The sequence below is a fragment of the Rickettsiella grylli genome (genome assembly GCF_000168295.1).
Classification (GTDB): Bacteria; Pseudomonadota; Gammaproteobacteria; order Diplorickettsiales; family Diplorickettsiaceae; genus Aquirickettsiella; species Aquirickettsiella grylli.
In genome coordinates, this window is sequence record NZ_AAQJ02000001.1 from 750,964 (window position 1) to 768,652 (window position 17,689).

At 40.3% G+C, this 17,689-nt stretch carries 20 protein-coding genes; 8 read left to right on the top strand and 12 right to left on the bottom strand.

Features of this window, described 5'->3' with window-relative positions; all coding sequences use genetic code 11:
- Nucleotides 1-2: 2 nt before the first annotated feature.
- From mltG to ubiA, 11 genes are all read right to left on the bottom strand, one after another.
- The gene (gene mltG, locus RICGR_RS03495; protein ID WP_240992213.1) at nt 3-1,100 is read right to left on the bottom strand and encodes an endolytic transglycosylase MltG; all 1,098 of its coding nucleotides are present in this window, start codon (nt 1,098-1,100) and stop codon (nt 3-5) included.
- A 5-nt stretch (nt 1,101-1,105) separates the two neighbouring features.
- The gene (fabF, locus tag RICGR_RS03500) at nt 1,106-2,380 is read right to left on the bottom strand and encodes a beta-ketoacyl-ACP synthase II (RefSeq protein ID WP_006035359.1); all 1,275 of its coding nucleotides are present in this window, start codon (nt 2,378-2,380) and stop codon (nt 1,106-1,108) included.
- 70 nt (nt 2,381-2,450) lie between these two features.
- Nucleotides 2,451-2,729, bottom strand: coding sequence for an acyl carrier protein (gene acpP, locus RICGR_RS03505; RefSeq protein ID WP_006034812.1), 279 nt, complete (start codon nt 2,727-2,729; stop codon nt 2,451-2,453).
- A 136-nt stretch (nt 2,730-2,865) separates the two neighbouring features.
- Nucleotides 2,866-3,606 carry a 3-oxoacyl-ACP reductase FabG gene (gene fabG, locus RICGR_RS03510; protein WP_006035579.1) on the bottom strand — a complete coding sequence of 247 codons (741 nt, stop codon included), beginning with the start codon at nt 3,604-3,606 and terminating at the stop codon, nt 2,866-2,868.
- Nucleotides 3,607-3,615: 9 nt separating this feature from the next.
- Nucleotides 3,616-4,545, bottom strand: coding sequence for an ACP S-malonyltransferase (gene fabD, locus RICGR_RS03515; RefSeq protein ID WP_006034956.1), 930 nt, complete (start codon nt 4,543-4,545; stop codon nt 3,616-3,618).
- A gap of 50 nt (nt 4,546-4,595) precedes the next feature.
- Nucleotides 4,596-5,546 carry a beta-ketoacyl-ACP synthase III gene (locus tag RICGR_RS03520; protein ID WP_006035055.1) on the bottom strand — a complete coding sequence of 317 codons (951 nt, stop codon included), beginning with the start codon at nt 5,544-5,546 and terminating at the stop codon, nt 4,596-4,598.
- Nucleotides 5,543-6,580 carry a phosphate acyltransferase PlsX gene (gene plsX, locus RICGR_RS03525; RefSeq protein WP_006035888.1) on the bottom strand — a complete coding sequence of 346 codons (1,038 nt, stop codon included), beginning with the start codon at nt 6,578-6,580 and terminating at the stop codon, nt 5,543-5,545. Before plsX ends, RICGR_RS03520 begins: the two co-directional genes overlap by 4 nt.
- A gap of 8 nt (nt 6,581-6,588) precedes the next feature.
- Entirely contained in the window at nt 6,589-6,765 is a 177-nt protein-coding gene (rpmF, locus tag RICGR_RS03530) for a 50S ribosomal protein L32 (protein ID WP_006035465.1), read from the bottom strand.
- A gap of 79 nt (nt 6,766-6,844) precedes the next feature.
- On the bottom strand, nt 6,845-7,105 hold the full coding sequence (locus RICGR_RS03535) for a YfhL family 4Fe-4S dicluster ferredoxin (protein WP_006035394.1): 261 nt from the start codon (nt 7,103-7,105) through the stop codon (nt 6,845-6,847).
- Between the two features lie 3 nt (nt 7,106-7,108).
- On the bottom strand, nt 7,109-7,612 hold the full coding sequence (coaD, locus tag RICGR_RS03540) for a pantetheine-phosphate adenylyltransferase (protein ID WP_006035390.1): 504 nt from the start codon (nt 7,610-7,612) through the stop codon (nt 7,109-7,111).
- Between the two features lie 49 nt (nt 7,613-7,661).
- The gene (gene ubiA / locus RICGR_RS03545) at nt 7,662-8,525 is read right to left on the bottom strand and encodes a 4-hydroxybenzoate octaprenyltransferase (RefSeq protein ID WP_006034761.1); all 864 of its coding nucleotides are present in this window, start codon (nt 8,523-8,525) and stop codon (nt 7,662-7,664) included.
- A gap of 164 nt (nt 8,526-8,689) precedes the next feature.
- On the opposite strand from ubiA, the gene RICGR_RS03550 reads away from it, so the two are divergent.
- From RICGR_RS03550 to RICGR_RS03575, 6 genes are all read left to right on the top strand, one after another.
- Nucleotides 8,690-9,280 (top strand): outer membrane beta-barrel protein, encoded by a 591-nt coding sequence (locus RICGR_RS03550; protein WP_006035204.1) that lies wholly within the window; start codon nt 8,690-8,692, stop codon nt 9,278-9,280.
- A 91-nt stretch (nt 9,281-9,371) separates the two neighbouring features.
- On the top strand, nt 9,372-10,010 hold the full coding sequence (locus RICGR_RS03555; protein ID WP_006036004.1) for an outer membrane beta-barrel protein: 639 nt from the start codon (nt 9,372-9,374) through the stop codon (nt 10,008-10,010).
- Nucleotides 10,011-10,178: 168 nt separating this feature from the next.
- A complete protein-coding gene (locus RICGR_RS03560) occupies nt 10,179-10,754 on the top strand; it encodes a porin family protein (protein WP_006035848.1) in 576 nt (191 codons plus the stop codon).
- Nucleotides 10,755-11,038: 284 nt separating this feature from the next.
- A complete protein-coding gene (locus RICGR_RS03565) occupies nt 11,039-11,659 on the top strand; it encodes an outer membrane beta-barrel protein (protein ID WP_006034874.1) in 621 nt (206 codons plus the stop codon).
- Nucleotides 11,660-11,872: 213 nt separating this feature from the next.
- Nucleotides 11,873-12,475 (top strand): outer membrane beta-barrel protein, encoded by a 603-nt coding sequence (locus RICGR_RS03570; protein ID WP_006034920.1) that lies wholly within the window; start codon nt 11,873-11,875, stop codon nt 12,473-12,475.
- A gap of 197 nt (nt 12,476-12,672) precedes the next feature.
- Nucleotides 12,673-13,320, top strand: a complete 648-nt coding sequence (locus RICGR_RS03575; protein WP_006034988.1) for an outer membrane beta-barrel protein — start codon at nt 12,673-12,675, stop codon at nt 13,318-13,320.
- Between the two features lie 84 nt (nt 13,321-13,404).
- Here RICGR_RS03575 and uvrA read toward each other — a convergent pair whose 3' ends face one another.
- A complete protein-coding gene (gene uvrA, locus RICGR_RS03580) occupies nt 13,405-16,278 on the bottom strand; it encodes an excinuclease ABC subunit UvrA (protein WP_006035414.1) in 2,874 nt (957 codons plus the stop codon).
- A gap of 261 nt (nt 16,279-16,539) precedes the next feature.
- Here uvrA and ssb point away from each other — a divergent pair, with 261 nt between their 5' ends.
- Together ssb and RICGR_RS03590 are read left to right on the top strand one after the other, a co-directional pair.
- Nucleotides 16,540-16,998 (top strand): single-stranded DNA-binding protein, encoded by a 459-nt coding sequence (gene ssb, locus RICGR_RS03585; RefSeq protein WP_006035212.1) that lies wholly within the window; start codon nt 16,540-16,542, stop codon nt 16,996-16,998.
- A 319-nt stretch (nt 16,999-17,317) separates the two neighbouring features.
- The gene (locus tag RICGR_RS03590; protein ID WP_006035488.1) at nt 17,318-17,647 is read left to right on the top strand and encodes a BON domain-containing protein; all 330 of its coding nucleotides are present in this window, start codon (nt 17,318-17,320) and stop codon (nt 17,645-17,647) included.
- Nucleotides 17,648-17,689 lie beyond the last annotated feature (42 nt).

Consider the following 17,689-nt stretch of genomic DNA (forward strand, 5'->3'; position numbering starts at 1 on the left):
CTTTAACGAAATTCGTTCAACTGACAAAAAAACAGACGCATCGACTGACTCATATACCAAAAGCGTTGACAGGGTTTCGTTTTTTTGACATAAGGATAATGCTGGTTGAGCTGATACCGTTGAACGGCCCAATTATGTTCTGTTAAGTCTTCCGAAAATTGATGTGTTCCGTCTCCTTTCGCCACAAAATACAAATTTTTGCGGTGATCAGGATGCAAAACAGCCTCAAGTGACGCGTAACTCGGATTCGCAATCGGCGTAGGCGGTAACCCTTTTCTCAAGTAAGTATTATATGGCGTATCGTGATGCAAATCTTCTATTGTCAATTTTCCGGTATAATGCATGCCTAACCCATAAATAACACTCGCATCAATTTGTAAAGGAATGCCCGCTTTCAAACGCCGTTCAATCACGCCGGCAATCATGGGTCGTTCTTTCGCAATTGCTGTTTCCTTTTCCACTAAAGAAGCAGCAATCAACGCGTGATAAGATGTTCTATAGGGTAAATGCGCAGCGCGATTCTTCCAGGCGGCTTGTAATTTCTTTTTGAGCAAAAGGTAAGACCATTTTAATAACTCACTATCCGTCGTATCAGTACTGAAATAGTACGTTGCTGAATAAAATAGACCTTCAGGATTACGTGGAGGAAAACCTAATTGAGCTAAAATTGGTTCTGGCGAGTGCAGATTAAGTTGATGCTTAATCACCATTACATGATTTAATGCAGCCATTAATTGGCTAAATGTCCAGCCTTCAACGATCGTAAATCGATAAAAAATAGCCTTTCCTGCCATTATTTTATCCAATAATTGGCTTGGTGTTGTTCCCGCGTCAACTTGATATTCGCCTGGTTTTAACTTGTCGGTAGCGCCTTTTAGATAAGCTAACACTAAGAAAAAACGTGGGTGAGGCATATAACCTTTCGTGTGTAAATCCTTCAGTAAATGATGTACCGAGGTACCAGGTTCTACGAGGACTCGAAAAGTCTGAGTCGAACTGAGTGGAGAAATTAAAAACCGATAAAAATGTGACACAACATACGTGCCACAAAAAAGGAGCACAGTGACTATTATAATCAACGTCCACCTTTTTTGTGGCATAGACATCATAATCGAGCAAAAAGCAATGAAGCGTTTGTTCCACCAAATCCAAAGGAATTAGAAAGTGCGTAATTCATTTTTAACTCTTGTGGAACATGTGGAACAAAATTTAAATCCACATAATCATCGTCGGGAATATTAAGCTCAGGGGGATTCCCAGGATTATCTAAGTTAATTGTTGGCGGCGCTTTTTGATCTTTTAGTGCTAAAATAGTGAAAATCGCCTCAACTGCGCCCGCAGCGCCCAGTAAATGTCCCGTCATTGATTTCGTCGAACTTATCGCCAATTTTTTAACATGATCACCAAATACGCGGCGTATCGCCCTTAATTCTAAATAATCACCTTGCAATGTAGACGTCGCATGCGCATTAATATAAGCTATTTTTTCTTTGTCAATGTTGGCATCATGTAATGTATTCAACATTGCTGTCATCGCTCCCTGACCGTCAGGCGCAGGACTTGTCATATGAAAAGCGTCTGCACTCATACCAAAGCCCACCAATTCGGCGTAAATAGGCGCATTGCGCTGTTTTGCGCGTTCATATTCTTCGAGAACTAAAACTCCCGCACCATCACCCAGCACAAAACCATCGCGCGCTTTATCCCAAGGACGACTCGCTGTTTGCGGTTCTTTATTCCGATTAGACAACGCACGACAAGCCGAAAACCCACCTAAACCTAAAGAAGTGGTTGCCATTTCTGAGCCACCGACAACCATCACGTCAGCATCTCCATACAGAATGGTGCGAGCACCCAATCCAATGTTGTGCGTACCTGTAGTACAGGCAGTCACTACCGCTATATTCGGGCCGCGTAAACCATAACGAATGGAAATCTGACCTGCGAGCATATTCGTAATGGCGCCTGGTATAAAAAATGGAGATATTTTCCGCGGACCTCCTTGTTCTAATTTGCTATGATTTTCTTCAATAAAAGGCAACCCACCAATGCCAGAACCTACGGCAACACCGATACGGTCTGCATTTTTTTCAGTGATTTCAAGTTTTGAATCGGTCATCGCCTCGATCGCAGCCGCTAAACCATATTGAATAAATAAATCCATTTTCCGGCTTTCTTTTGCTGAGATACCATAATTTTCAGCTTTAAAGTCTTTTACACTCGCTGAGATTTGACAAGGAAAAGTAGAAACATCAAATTGCGTAATCGTAGAAACACCGCTTTTTCCTGCTAATATTGCTTCCCAAGTTGTTTTGGCATTAAGGCCTAATGGTGTCATCATACCTATACCGGTTATCACTATACGTCGCTTTTTCTTCACGTCCGGACCCCCTTTCAAATGAACTGGCTTCTATTTTCGGCAATTGATGCCTGCTTATTATTCTAAAATGCTATTCTTGCTTTTCTTTTTTATCATCCTCTGCTTCCTGATGTTGTTTTTGGTATTGCTTGATGTAATCAACGGCTTGCTGAATAGTTCGAATTTTTTCAGCTTCTTCATCTGGAATTTCAGTATCAAACTCTTCTTCGAGGGCCATCACTAACTCTACAGTATCTAAAGAATCAGCACCCAAATCATCCACAAAAGAAGCTTCCATAGTGGCTTCTTCTTCTTTTATTTCAAGTTGATCAACCACTACTTTCTTGACACGTTCTTCAATTGTACTCACTGATAATCTCCCCTTAAATATAAATAAAACTCGTCGCTTAGTTTATTCAATTCTTGAATGAACGCAAGCCAAATTACTAAATTATGCAATTCGTTGAGTTGTTATCGACAATACTTTATCGATAAACCTATTTTGATTAATTCATGTACATTCCACCATTGACATGCAATGTGCTCCCTGTGATATAGCTTGCCCAATCTGAAGCTAAAAAAACGCAGGCATTTGCAATATCTTCCACACTGCCTAATCGTTTGGCTGGAATTTTTTCCAATAACGCAGTCCGATGACTTTCATTTAATTGATGGGTCATATCCGTTTCTATAAATCCGGGTGCTATCACATTGGCAGTAATATGACGTGTTGCAACTTCCTGTGCCAATGCTTTTGTAAATCCAATCAACCCTGCTTTGGCTGCGGCATAATTCGCTTGACCTGAATTTCCTGTACACCCCACGATAGAAGAAATATTAATAATACGTCCATAACGTGCTTTTAGCATCGGTTTTAAACATAATTGCGTTAATTTGAAAATAGCACTTAAATTAGTTTCCAGCACTGCATTCCATTCATCCATTTTCATACGTAATAACAAATTATCTCGTGTAATTCCTGCATTGTTCACCAAGATATTGGGTAAATTCACTACCTGTAACGCGTCCATTAGATTTTTTATAGCGTGGTCATCGTTTATATTTAATACCCAACCTTTTCCGTGCAACCCGTGCTCTTGAAAGGACTGTGAAATTTTTTCCGCACCACTTTCTGTTGTCGCAGTTCCCCAGACCAATGCGCCTTGTTTTGCTAATCCAATAGCAATGGCAGCGCCAATACCACGACTTGCACCGGTTACTAAGGCTACTTTATTTTTTAATAACATAAAAATTCCTTAACTCATTAAGGCTTCTTGAAGTATCTCTGGATCATGTATCGGAAGCGTCGGTATTGATGTGATGCGTTTATTTAACCCTGTTAAGACTTTCCCTGGACCACATTCAATAAATTCTTCAATTCCTCGTTTTTCAAGTGATTGAATTATTTCCACCCAACGCACAGGACTGTATAGTTGTTGAGTTAATGCGTGTTTTATTAAAAGAGGATCCTGTTCAATACGCACATTAACATTATTTAGGACAGGAATATGAGGCGTATTAATATGAATGGTTTGCAACGTTTCCGCTAAATGCTCGGCGGCCGGTTTCATTAATGCACAATGTGAAGGAACGCTCACTGGAATACGCTTTGCTAATTTAGCACCGGCCCGTTTGGCGGGTTCCAGTAACCTTTCTACTGCGGCCTTATCTCCTGTCACCACCGTTTGGCCGATTGAATTAAAATTAGCCGGCGCTAGGATTTGGCCTTCTGCAACTGAATCACAGAGGGCTTGCAATTGTTCCGTATCTAAACCCACAATAGCGGCCATCGCGCCGGTCCCGGCTGGAACGGCGGCTTGCATCAAACGTCCACGTTCAGCCACGAGACGTATTGCAATCAAATAATCTAATGCACCCGCACACACGAGTGCTGAATACTCGCCTAAACTATGACCGGCCATAAACATTGGCTTTACACCACGTTCTTGCTGCCAAACACGCCATAACGCAACACTGGCAGCCAATAAAGCCGGTTGTGTATTTTCAGTTTGATTCAGCGCTGCCTCGGGCCCTTCCTGACATAATTTCCATAAATCAAACTTAAGAACTTGAGAAGCTTGAGAAAAGGTTTCTTGAATTAAAGGGTATTCTTTAGCAAACTCCGCTAACATCCCGAGCGATTGTGAACCTTGTCCTGGAAAAATAAAAGCAATTTTTTTATTCATAATGACTCATTGAGATGAACCTCTCATTCATTCAATAAAAGTTATTCCCATTAGTAACGTACTAAAGCGGAACCCCACGCTAAACCTGCACCAAAACTTTCCATCAGTAATAACTGTCCACGTTGGATGCGACCATCACGCACAGCTCTATCTAATGCTAAAGGAATCGATGCCGCTGACGTATTGCCCTGTTGATCCAAGGTGATAACAACTTGGTCTAACGTCATTTTAAGTTTATTCGCCATCGCTTTAATAATTCGTAAATTAGCTTGATGAGGAATGAACCAATCGATATCTTCTTTATCTATTTTATTCGATGCTAACGTTTCCTCTAAAACGGAACTTAATTTATTCACTGCAATTTTAAACACCTCACTTCCTTGCATTTTAAGCTGTGGTAAATCTCCCTTTTTTAATCCGGTATCGAGTGATAATAAATCTTTATAGGAACCCGCCGCATGCAAATGTGCGGAAATAATTCCAGGTTCTTTTGCCGCTTGAAGGACAACGGCACCGGCACCATCACCAAATAAAACGCATGTGGAACGATCTTCCCAATTAATAATTGTTGACATGCTTTCACTCCCTATCACTAAGGCCGTTTCAACAGTCCCGCTGCGAATAAATTTGTCAGCAACGCTTAAGGCATAGTTAAATCCAGCGCAGGCTGCAACGATATCAAACGCAGGACACCCATCGTAACCCAAACCCGCTTGTACTAAACAGGCGGTGCTTGGAAAAAATTTATCCGGTGTACTGGTGGCGACAATAATAAGTTGTATATTTTTAGGGGATATGGAAGCCGCGAGCAACGCGTGTTGAGCAGCCGCGACCGCCATACTCGCCGTGCTATCGTCGGGACCAATAATACGGCGTTCACGAATACCGGTCCGTGCGACTATCCATTCATTCGTGGTCGCCACTTTTTTCTCAAGTTCAGCATTGGTGAGTATTTTTTCAGGTAAATAGCTTCCCGTGCCTGCAATACGTGAATATTTCATAAAGATTGTTCTGATTCCTTTAATAAACCGGTCACTTGTTCGCGTATCCGTTCTGGAATATTTTTCTGCACCTCCAAAATGGCTTCATTAATTGCGTTTTTAAACGCAAATACATTTGCACTCCCATGACTTTTAATGACAATACCCCGCAAACCCACTAAGCTTGCGCCATTATAATGAGCGGGGTCGAATTGTTTACGTAATCCTTTCAAAACATGCAACGCCATTAAACCAGAAAGACGTGAAAACCAATGACGGTTAAAGGCTAATCGAATATAATGACCCATTAATTTTGCGACACCTTCAGTGACTTTCAATGCGACATTACCCACAAAACCATCACACACAATAACATCCGCCAAGCCTTGGTATATCTCATCGCCTTCAATATAACCGGTATAGTTGATATGGGCCTGTTTTAATAATTCCGCTGCTTTTTTAACCTGTTCATTCCCTTTTATTTCTTCAGAACCAATATTTAATAAGGCAACGCGTGGACTTTTAATATTATCAATCTCAGAACTTAATACCGACCCCATGACTGCAAATTGCAGAAGATGTTCTACCTCCGTATCCACATTCGCACCGAGATCTAACACGCGAACCTTGTTCTTCTCTTTCATGGTAGGAAGCATCGCACTGATAGCCGGTCTATCAATACCCGGGATTGTTTTCAATACAAAACGGGCCGTTGCCATGAGCGCACCCGTATTACCTGCGCTCACACACGCTTGAGCCTTCCCTTCTTTGACTAAGTTAATTGCAACGCGCATGGACGAATCTTTTTTGTTCCGTAAAGCTAATGCGGGCGCTTCATCCATCGCAACGACCTGAGTCGCCTCATGAAGGGTCAGTTGATGCGGTAATAGCCTCGTTTTTGCCATTTTCAGATGCTTCTTTAGGCTATCCAGATGACCAACAAGAATGATATGAAGTGCAGGCTCTTCCTTTAGGGCTAAAAGCACTGCGGGCACGATGACAGAAGGCCCGTAATCCCCCCCCATCGCATCGATAGCTAACGTATAATGAGACATCTAAGGTGTTATTCCTTAACGTTAAGTACCTTTTTTCCACGATAATAACCATCCTTCGTCATATGATGGCGAATATGCCTTTCTCCACTGGTTGGATCAATCGAAACAGCCGGAAAGGCTAATGCATCATGTGAACGGCGCATATTTCTTTTGGATCGAGATTTACGTGACTTTTGAACTGCCATGATGGCCCTCTTTTAATGTGAACAATTCTATAAAGCCGCTATTATGCGGGTTGAGGGGTAAAAAAACAACCGACGTTTTTTATTTCACTTCACCTTTTTTTACGAGTTCCTGATACTTTAGTAATAATTTTTCAGGCGTTTCTTTTTGATAAGGATTGATGATAATACATGCGACAGGACAAACCTCCACACATTGTGGTGCGTCAAAATGACCCACACATTCTGTGCATCGGTGAGATTTAATTTCATAGATAAACTCGCCTTGAAAAATCGCCTCATTAGGACATTCAGGTTCACAAACATCGCAATTAATACAATCATCAGTGATGAATAAAGCCATTTTTTACCTTTTATTCGGTGTGTGAAAGGGTTTAAATTTTGTTTGCAAGGTTTCAGCGACAACCCGGGGTACGAACGAGGTAATATCCCCTCCTAAACTCGCAATTTCCCTCACTAAGTGAGCCGAAATAAACGAATGTTGTTCAGCGGGCGTTAAAAACAACGTTTCCAAATCGGGCAGCATATTCCGGTTCATACTGGCCAATTGGAATTCATATTCAAAATCTGATACGGCACGGAGACCACGTAAAATGATACGCGCATGCTGTTCTTTCGCATAATGGGTTAATAAACCATCAAAACCCTCTACGTGAACATTATTCAGGTCAATTAATGCTTCTTTTGCTAAACACATGCGCTCTTTCAGCGAAAATAACGGTGTTTTAGGTGGATTTTTAGCCACAGCAACAATAACCGTTTCAAAAAGACGTGCTGCACGTTGAACTAAATCAAGATGACCATTCGTTATTGGATCAAATGTACCTGGATAAATAACTTTGGTTTTCATGAATGAATTGCGCCTGTTAATGTGAGTGTATGAAGTTTTGCATGGATGGCTAAGTCGGTAACCCCCCCCAAAAACCGAGAAATATTAGGCCGCCTATCCATGCATTATTCAAAAACGCTTTAAAACAGGCCGCCGGTTTTCGACTTTTAATCAAATGATGTTGATAAATAAATAAACCAATCACACACAACAACATCACATAGTAAATAAAATGGACCTTTAAATAAAAACCGATCACACTTAATAAGAAAACAAAAACAGTCTCTATCGTATTAATGAAAATAACTTCATATTGACCCAATGCAAGCGCACTGGATCGGATACCGACGTGCTGATCATCTTGTCTATCCATCATCGCATAAATAGTATCATAAGCGATGCACCAACTATAAGCGGCTAAGAACAATAGTCCACTAATAGGGGGTATTCTTCCTGTTTCTGCAGCAAAAGCGATTAAGATAGGCCAACCGCCAAATACAAGACCTAAAAATAATTGCGGCCATCCCAGGTAACGTTTGGTCAACGGGTAGATCGTCATGAAAACGAGCGCTATACTCGCTAAACCTATCGTTAAACGATTAAATTGACAAACAACGACAAACGCAAGCGCGGTTAAAGCAACAACCATTAAAATGGCTTCTTTTACACTCACAGTCCCTATCACCAAAGGACGATGCAGTGTCCTTCTCACGTGGCCATCGAGATTTCTATCCACAATATCATTGATGACACAACCCAACGTGCGGGTTAATATGACCCCGAGTATAAATAACAAAATGATTCTTAAAGGAACAACGCCTAATCCTGCAACCCATAACGCCCATAATGTAGGCCACAACAACAAAAAAATTCCAATCGGTTGATGTAATCGACATAAAGTAAAATAAGCGTAATAGCGAGGGTGGTCTTTCATTCGACCTATCGTATAATAGGAACAGTAATACTGCAAAATCTAATCGATGATCGTGAGCTCGATTCGTCTTAACTGAATAAGAAATTTATACGCTCAGCCTCGTTCGATTCAAGAAATAAAACAAAGTCTCCTCATATTATTTTCATTCACAAGGAGTGTTATCCATGTTGAAAATTAGGATAAAATTATTTTTTCTTTTCTTACTTTTTTTTTCTGTGTTCGCCGATGCCTCTATTCCTGGATTTTATCTTTTAGGCCAACTGGGCACCGCTGACACGCATCAAGAAGCCAGCCATGCGGCTGCACAATCCATTAATAATAAAATGGCTTTTACCGGTCGCATTGCAGGAGGTTATCAATTTAATCAAAATGTCGCTTTTGAAATCGGTTATTTTCGTTTTTCTGATGTTGATTTCTCCGGTATAGATGGTGTTCCTGGCCAAAATGTTTCTTTAAATCAAAATGCTATCGATTTTATGGCAAAGCCCATGTTGCCTATTTCATGTAACGTGAATTTTTATGCTAAATTAGGTTTAGCCTATCGTAGGGCAAATGGTTCTGCTTTTGTGAATGGGCAATCCTATTTAAATTATTCGGATAGTTGGAATCCGAGCTTCGGATTGGGTTTTAGCTATGATATCACGCCTTTTGTTCCTATTGATCTAGCATGGACGCGTATTCAACGAGTCGGTGGCGAAAACAATCTACCCAGTGCTGATTTTTATTCGATAGGCTTAGCGTATTATTTTGGTTAATCCATGCTACAGAACCTTGTTTCGTTTTATCAGCTTGATTACATTGTTGATAAATTTTTTTACCCTTTATTTTTTATGATAAGGACAGCTTATGTTAAAAAGAAATACAACGGCCTTACTTACGGGCGCGATAACCCTTTTCTGTACGCAAAACGTGCGGGCTGAAATGGCCGGTTTTTATGCAGGTCTGCAATTGGGTTATGCCAATACCTCTATTAACACCATGCATTTGCTGACGCTCAACAACGGGACTTCGCCCGTACCCTTACCTGAGTTAAATCAGTGGGCTTTTGCTTACCGTCTTAGTTTTGGTTACCAATTTGATCAATATTGGGCCATAGAAGGAGGTTATCGACATGTTAACCCGACGGATATTTTCGTGAGTACTCCCGAATACACAGTAAACGCATCCAGTCAATCGAGTGCCTTTGATTTAACGGTAAAAAGTATCGTTCCTATCACGTGTAAATTAAGCGTGAATGCCAAATTGGGAATCGCTTATCTGCACCCTCACGCACACGGATCAGTATCTGTCATTGCCCCTTATAGCGGAACGGGGCACACTTATTCCAACACATTAGAACCTACTTTCGGTTTAGGGATGAGTTATACACTCAAACCCAATGTTCCTGTCGAATTTTCGTGGAATCGTATTCAAAAAATGGGGGGAGATAATCACGCACCGAGCAGTGATTTCTACTCACTCGGCGTCGCGTATTATTTTGGATAACCCAACTATTTTTTGAAAAATGATTCCATGATTTTTAATAAAAAAATTGACGTAAAAATTTTCTGAAGGTTTTTTCACTTTTTACGCCTATTAAATTGACATTAATTTCAATTAACGATTAAATAGTTATCTCTAATAACAATTATTTCCATGGAGATAATAACAACAATGCTTAAAAAAATACTTATGACCGGTGTATTAACTGCAAGTGCATGTGCTGTAATAACAGCCAATGCAGCAACCCCTTTTTATGTGCATGGTCAAATCGGCTACGCAGATACTCACATAAAATCTCGTTTGGAATCGAATCCAGCGAATTTTGCAAACGATGGTCTTGCAGGCCGCTTATCCTTAGGTTACCAATTGACCCCTCAATTGGCTGTAGAAGCGGGCTATTTACAACTTTCTAATGAGAACTCTAATGAGCGCTCTAAAAAGGGAAAAGCAACGTTTTCAAACGAACAGTATGCGATTGATGTCGCTGCGAAAGGCGCATTACCCATCACCAACAATGTCAATGTCTACGGTAAATTAGGTGTGGCTTATTTAACCACTAAACTTAATCCAAACGATCATGAAATTTCTAAACGTAAATTTGCACCTGAAGTGGCTGTCGGTATGGACTATGACATAACACCGAATGTTACTGTTGACACATCACTCACGCATATCCAAACATTTGGAAGCAAACGTCCCGGTAACATCGACTTTCTAGCAGTTGGTGTCGGTTATAACTTTGGTTAAAACACATAAAACGAAGACCTCTTATTGAGGTTTTCGTTTTACTGACTGAGCAATCCGTATTTCCTCTATGATCCTTCATAAAATTTTAAAAATTTAGACCGTGTTTTTGCAATAGAAGGATTGATGTCAATTTATTTCCCAACATAGTCTCGTTACAAAAAAAATTTTAAAATCAATAAGCTGAAACGTTTCATTTTTTACGCAAAAAAGTTGACAAAAAAAAAATCTAACCGTTTAATAGCGGTTCGTTTAACTGGTTAAACTCTTTTAGGAGAATAATAATAATGTTTAAGAAAGTTCTAACAACGACTGTATTCGGTGTTTCTGCTCTCGGTGCAATGATAGCTCATGCGGCGGCACCGGGTGTCTATGTTACCGGTCAGGTTGGGTATGCGAATAACAATATGCATCTCGCCACTGAGGATAGAATTGACAATAATAATCTCAGTGAATCCAGTCTGGGTGGGCGCGTTGCCATCGGTTATCAATTTAACCAAAATTTCGCATTAGAAACAGGTTATTTTCATTCCATGAAAAAACATGTCACTCTTGTTGGTAAAGACAAAGCAGAAACACTCATAAGCGATAACCTAGGCCTTAGACAACATGCTATTGACTTAGTCGCCAAAAGTATTTTCCCTGTGAACACTAATCTTAATCTCTATGGTAAATTAGGCGTTGCCTATTTAACCACTGATTTTGATAAAGATACGTTTAACGGTCGCCCTATTTCCAACATGATTGCTAAGCATAAATTAGCACCTGAAGCAGCTATCGGTGTGAGCTACGACATTACACCAAACGTTTCTATCGATAGTTCTTGGACGCATATTCAACCGATCGGAAAAAATAGACCCGGAAATATCGATTTTGTTGCATTAGGTCTTGGCTACAATTTCGGCTAATTTTTCTTTAACGCTTAAAAAACCCCTTTTTTAAGGGGTTTTTTATAATGAAACGCTCTATTTTCTTTTTTATTCTTTTTTAAGTGGCGCTACCCGGTATTTAGTATCCTATTTTATCATTTATCAAAAAAATTGATTAAATAATTGACATTTATTTTTAAAGATGATAAATAAGGCAGGTTTAACGAGTTAAACAACGAGGAAAATAATAATATGTTAAAGAAAATAATGGCCATCAGCCTCGGTTTTTCGGCACTCAGTATAGCAACGGCTCATGCGACAACACCCGGTGCTTATATTGAAGGTCAATTAGGCTACGCCCACACGGGAACACGCTTTATTAAACCGTTTCCATCCGGTAAGGTTGATTCGAAGTATCAAGGTGGTTTAGCGGGTCGTGTAGCGATTGGTTATCAATTTAACCCTAATTTAGCCGCTGAAATGGGTTATTTACAATTAGCGGACCAAGAAGCGAAACTAAAATCACCTGTTAATCAGTCTATCACCATTAACCAGCATGCTTTTGATCTCGTCGGTAAAGGTATTTTACCCCTTTCTGATAAGTTTAATCTTTACGCGAAAGCCGGTGTGGCTTATTTAGTCACTGATTTAAGTGGTGATACGATCAATCAACATTCTATTATTAAGCCTGTTGCTAAACAGAGTTGGGCACCTGAAGCCGGTATCGGTTTAACCTATAATGTGACACCTAACATGTTTATTGATACGGCTTTTACGCATATCCAACCGATTGGAAAAAATAAGCCCAGTAATATTAATATGGCAACGATTGGTCTTGGTTTTACTTTTGGCTAATTTTTGTCTCATTTCTGTTCAGCGATTAAAAACCCCTTTTCTAGGGGTTTTTTTAGTTATCTCGCTTACGACCCCTTTCTATATTCTTGAATAACGCTTTTTATATAATAAAAATTGATAAAAAAATTGACACGGATTTATATAAGTGATAAATAATCCTTCTTTAACGCGTTAATTCCTACGAGGAAAATAATAATATGTTTAAAAAAATAATCAGAATGGGCGTGTTCGGTGTTTCCGCACTCAGTGTAATAGCTGCTCATGCGTCAGGTATTTATGTTACCGGTCAAGCGGGTTATGCGAATAATCACCTTGGAAAACATCTCACTCAACTTTTTCAATCTCGAGCGAACGGTGAGTCACCAGGCTTTACCATGAATAACATAGGTTTAGCCGGTCGTTTAGCCATTGGTTATCAAGTGAATCCTTATTTTGCGACTGAATTAGGCTATCTTCGTTTAGAAAACCAAAAAGGAAGGGCTTTTGATAATCCTCCCCCTTACCTTGCACCGGCCACAGAAACCTTAAAACAAAATGCCATTGATGTTGCTGCAAAAGGTATCTTACCGGTTACGGATAAATTGAACGTCTACGGTAAATTAGGTGTGGCTTATTTAACCAGCACAATCACTTCTCATTTTGGAGACGTCAAAGATAACCAAAATGCTTGGTTTGGTGTTAAGAAACATATCTTTGCACCCGAAGCGGCTGTTGGTGCAAGTTATAACCTAACGCCCAATGTGTTTGTTGATACCTCACTCACCCATATTCAAACGATAGGTTATAAACATAAACCTGGTAACATTGATTTTGCCACGGTCGGTATTGGCTACACATTTGGCTAAGAAGCCGTTCTCTGAACGCTAAAAAAACCCCTATATTCTAGTAGGGGTTTTTATTTTTTTTCGTTATGTAGTTTTATCTTTTCTTCAGCCATGGCGGCTCCCATTCTCACTGGATAAGCTCCGTTTACCGAATAAGGGCTTTAAATATTGACCCGTATAGGAATGAGGTTGCTTGGCAACGTGAAGCGGTGTCCCCACACAAACAATCTCACCTCCTTTGCTCCCCCCTTCAGGACCGAGATCAATAATCCAATCGGCCGTCTTAATGACATCTAAATTATGTTCAATGATAACCACGGTATTGCCTCGGTCACGTAAACGATAAAGAACCTTCAATAATTGTTCGATATCATAAAAATGTAAACCGGTCGTCGGTTCATCCAAAATATAGAGCGTCTGGCCGGTATCGCGTTTACTGAGCTCTTTCGCCAATTTGACGCGCTGTGCTTCACCTCCGGACAACGTGGGTGCGCGTTGTCCGAGATGTAAATAAGCCAAACCGACATCGATCAAGGTCTGTAATTTTCGCGCCAATACGGGTACCGAACTAAAAAATACGGACGCCTCTTCGACCGTCATTTCGAGGATTTGATAAATATTTTTTCCTTTATAAACGATTTCCAGTGTTTCCCGGTTATAACGTTGACCTTTACAGACATCGCATTGCACATACACATCCGCTAAGAAGTGCATTTCTACTTTCAGTACACCATCTCCTTCGCAGGCTTCACATCGTCCCCCTTTTACATTAAAACTAAATCGTCCTGCTTTATAACCGCGTGAACGCGCCTCAGGGGTTGCTGCAAATAGTTCTCGAATCGGCGTCAATAAACCAATGTAAGTGGCAGGATTTGAGCGCGGTGTACGTCCTATTGGACTTTGATCAATATCAATCACTTTATCCAGTTGTTCGAAGCCACTTATTGTTTGATAAGGTGCTGCTTGGGGTAAGATAGCCGCATTTAATTTTCGAGCGGCGATGGGATATAACGTATCATTGATCAACGTTGATTTTCCTGATCCGGATACACCGGTAACGCAGGTCATTAAACCCAACGGAATCTCAACATTAATCTGTTTTAAGTTATTACCACTCGCACCTACTAGCTTGATGACCCGATTTTTATCAAATTTTATTCTTTTTTTGGGGCACTCAATCCGTCGCTCGCCTGATAAATATTGGCCGGTCAACGAATGAGGGTTTCGTATAATCGCAGCCGGTGAACCCTGCGCAATAACACAACCTCCATGCGCACCAGCGCCCGGTCCCATATCAACCACAAAATCGGCGTGTCGTATCGCTTCTTCGTCATGTTCAACAACAATGACGGTGTTCCCTAAGTCACGTAATCGAAGCAAGGTACTGAGTAAACGGCTATTGTCCCGTTGATGCAATCCTATTGAAGGTTCATCTAAAATATACATCACGCCTACTAAACCGGAACCAATTTGACTGGCCAAACGTATCCGCTGTGCTTCGCCACCCGATAAAGTATCCGCGCTTCGTTCTAAGGAGAGATAGTTTAAGCCAACATCAATCAAAAAGGTTAAACGATCGATAATTTCTTTTTGTAAACCTAAAGCAATTTGTGCGCGTTGGCCTGATAAATTTAATTTTTCTAATAATACTTTGAGTTGATCGAGCGGCAACGCCACCCAATCACTAATGGTTTTATTGTCAATGAAAACATGGCGTGCTCCCGCATTAAGTCGTGTGCCTTGGCATTGAGAACAGGGTTTTGAAGCCAAAAAATAAGCTAAATCCTCGCGAACCGAATCGGATTCGGTCTCTTTGTAACGACGTTGCATGGTAGGCAACACACCCTCAAACGGTTTTTTCTTACGATAGACATAACCTTTTTCACTTTCATAGTGAAATTTTATTTCCTCTTTACCACTGCCGTGGAGAATAATTTTTTGAACGTGAGCGGGTAATACGTTAAACGGTGACTCCAAAGAAAAATGATAATGCTGTGCTAAAGCAGATAACAACGCCCAATAATAAGGATTTTGACTATCCCATGCGACAATAGCGCCGTGAGCGATACTTAATTCAGGATTCGGTATAACCTTTTCGGGATCAAAAATCAGTTCATGACCTAAACCGTCACACTGTGGACATGCGCCCGATGGGTTATTAAAAGAAAATAATCGAGGTTCTAATGCGCTAAGGCTATAACCACATTCAGGGCACGCAAAACGTTCGGAAAACACGAGTTCTTTTTGTTTTTTTTCTGAACTATCCTGCAAAACCACAATGACCAATCCTTCACTCAACGAAGCCGCTGTCGCTAAGGATTCACTCAAACGTAAGCGATTGTCTGGTTTTATTTTTAATCGATCGACGACGACTTCAATGCTATGTTTTTGTTTTGCATTTAAACGCGATACTTGGTCTAATTCAGTCCATCTGCCGTCAATACGCGCGCGTAAGTACCCTTGACTTCGCAATTCATCCAGTAAAGGCTTAAATTCACCTTTTCGCTCTTGCACTTTCGGTGCCAAAATAAAGAGACGGGTTTCATTTGGTAAAGCCATCAAGGTATCTACCATCTGAGTGATACTTTGTGCGGCAAGACTAATGTGATGAAAAGGACACTGGGGTTCACCAATTCGGGCAAATAATACGCGCAAATAATCATAAATTTCAGTGACTGTCCCTACGGTCGATCGCGGATTATGCGAGGTTGACTTTTGATCAATTGCAATTGCAGGAGAAAGCCCTTCAATATGATCCACATCCGGTTTTTCCATCATCGATAAAAATTGCCGTGCATAAGATGAAAGCGATTCGACATAACGACGCTGACCTTCTGCATAGAGGGTATCAAAGGCTAAGGAGGATTTACCGGATCCCGACAAGCCCGTTACTACAATTAACTGATCACGGGGAATAGTAAGATTTATATTCTGAAGATTGTGCGTACGAGCACCCTGAATACGAATAATATTATGCATAGATAAACGTAAAAGTTTCAACCCGGGCTAAAAGCATCCCACTTGTTTGAAACCTCACACTATAACTGTGAAAATGACGAAAAGAAACTAAAAAACCCCTTTTTATTACTTTCTTTTTTGAGTCGCACGATTTAAAATTTAACTGAATGGTTTTTAATAAACACGTGATTGCATAAATTTTGCAACGCTACAAATGAATAAAAGTAATAGACCGTTAACATTCAAGCGGTTAAAGCGTCTCTTTATTGTGGAGTATTTGACATGGCTAAAGGCATTAATAAGGTTATTTTAATCGGCAACTTAGGTGCTGATCCCGAAATTCGTCACATGCCTAACGGCACAGCGGTCGCTCATATTAACCTCGCCACCAGTGAAAGCTGGAAAGATAAAAACACCGGTGAGCTTCAGGAGCGTACTGAATGGCATCGCATCGTTTTATTTCAGCGTCTTGCTGAAATTGTTGCTGAGTATTTAAAAAAAGGGGCTAAAGTTTATATTGAAGGTCGTCTACAAACCCGTAAATGGCAAGATAAAACAACGGGCCACGATCGATATACCACTGAAATTATCGCCAATGAAATGCAAATGCTCGATAGTCGCGGTAGCAATACCGTACCCGGTGAAGCATCTCCGGCTTCTGCGGTTACTCGGCCCAAACGTGAAACCCCTCCAGTACCCGAAATGGCCAATGAAACATTTGATGACGATATTCCTTTTTAACGGTTGTTTTTTATTACTTTTCTTTCTTAAATAGACCGGGTAAATGCTGTGTATAAAAAATATACAGTTTCTTTCAGAAATGAGTTTACTTGATTTATTGAACGACTTGACTACTCTTTTTATAAGGAATATTTATTCTCAAAAGAGGGTGTAAGGGGGAAGGATTGTGAAATATTTAATTGCTTGGTTATTAGGCATACCTATTGCTGTATTATTATTGATTTGGTTATTCAGTCATCTATTTTAAAATCTAACTCCATAGGGAATAATGTTTACACCCAATGAACCCAATTCATTTTCAAGTAGGAGTACTCATACTATGAAAGTCAAATTATTTGTTGTTTTAAGCTTAGTTGCATTACCTATGGTATCTACGATGGCTATGGGCAATCGACATGCGATGCAAAAAGAAAGTACAGGTCAATATGTTGACAGCAGTGTCATTACTTTAAAAGTAAAATCAAAACTATTAGCTGATCCTACTGTCAAAGGGTTGGCTATTTCAGTATCAAGCTATAAGGGTCAAGTTAAATTGACTGGCTTTGCCGATAACTGGTCACAAAAACAAAAAGCCGGTATGTTGGCGAAACAAGTTGAAGGCGTCACCGGTGTAACCAATAACATTGTTGTAAAAAAAGCGCACCGCTAATTTAAACGACTTGTTTTCAAGTCAGCATAAAACGAATAGATA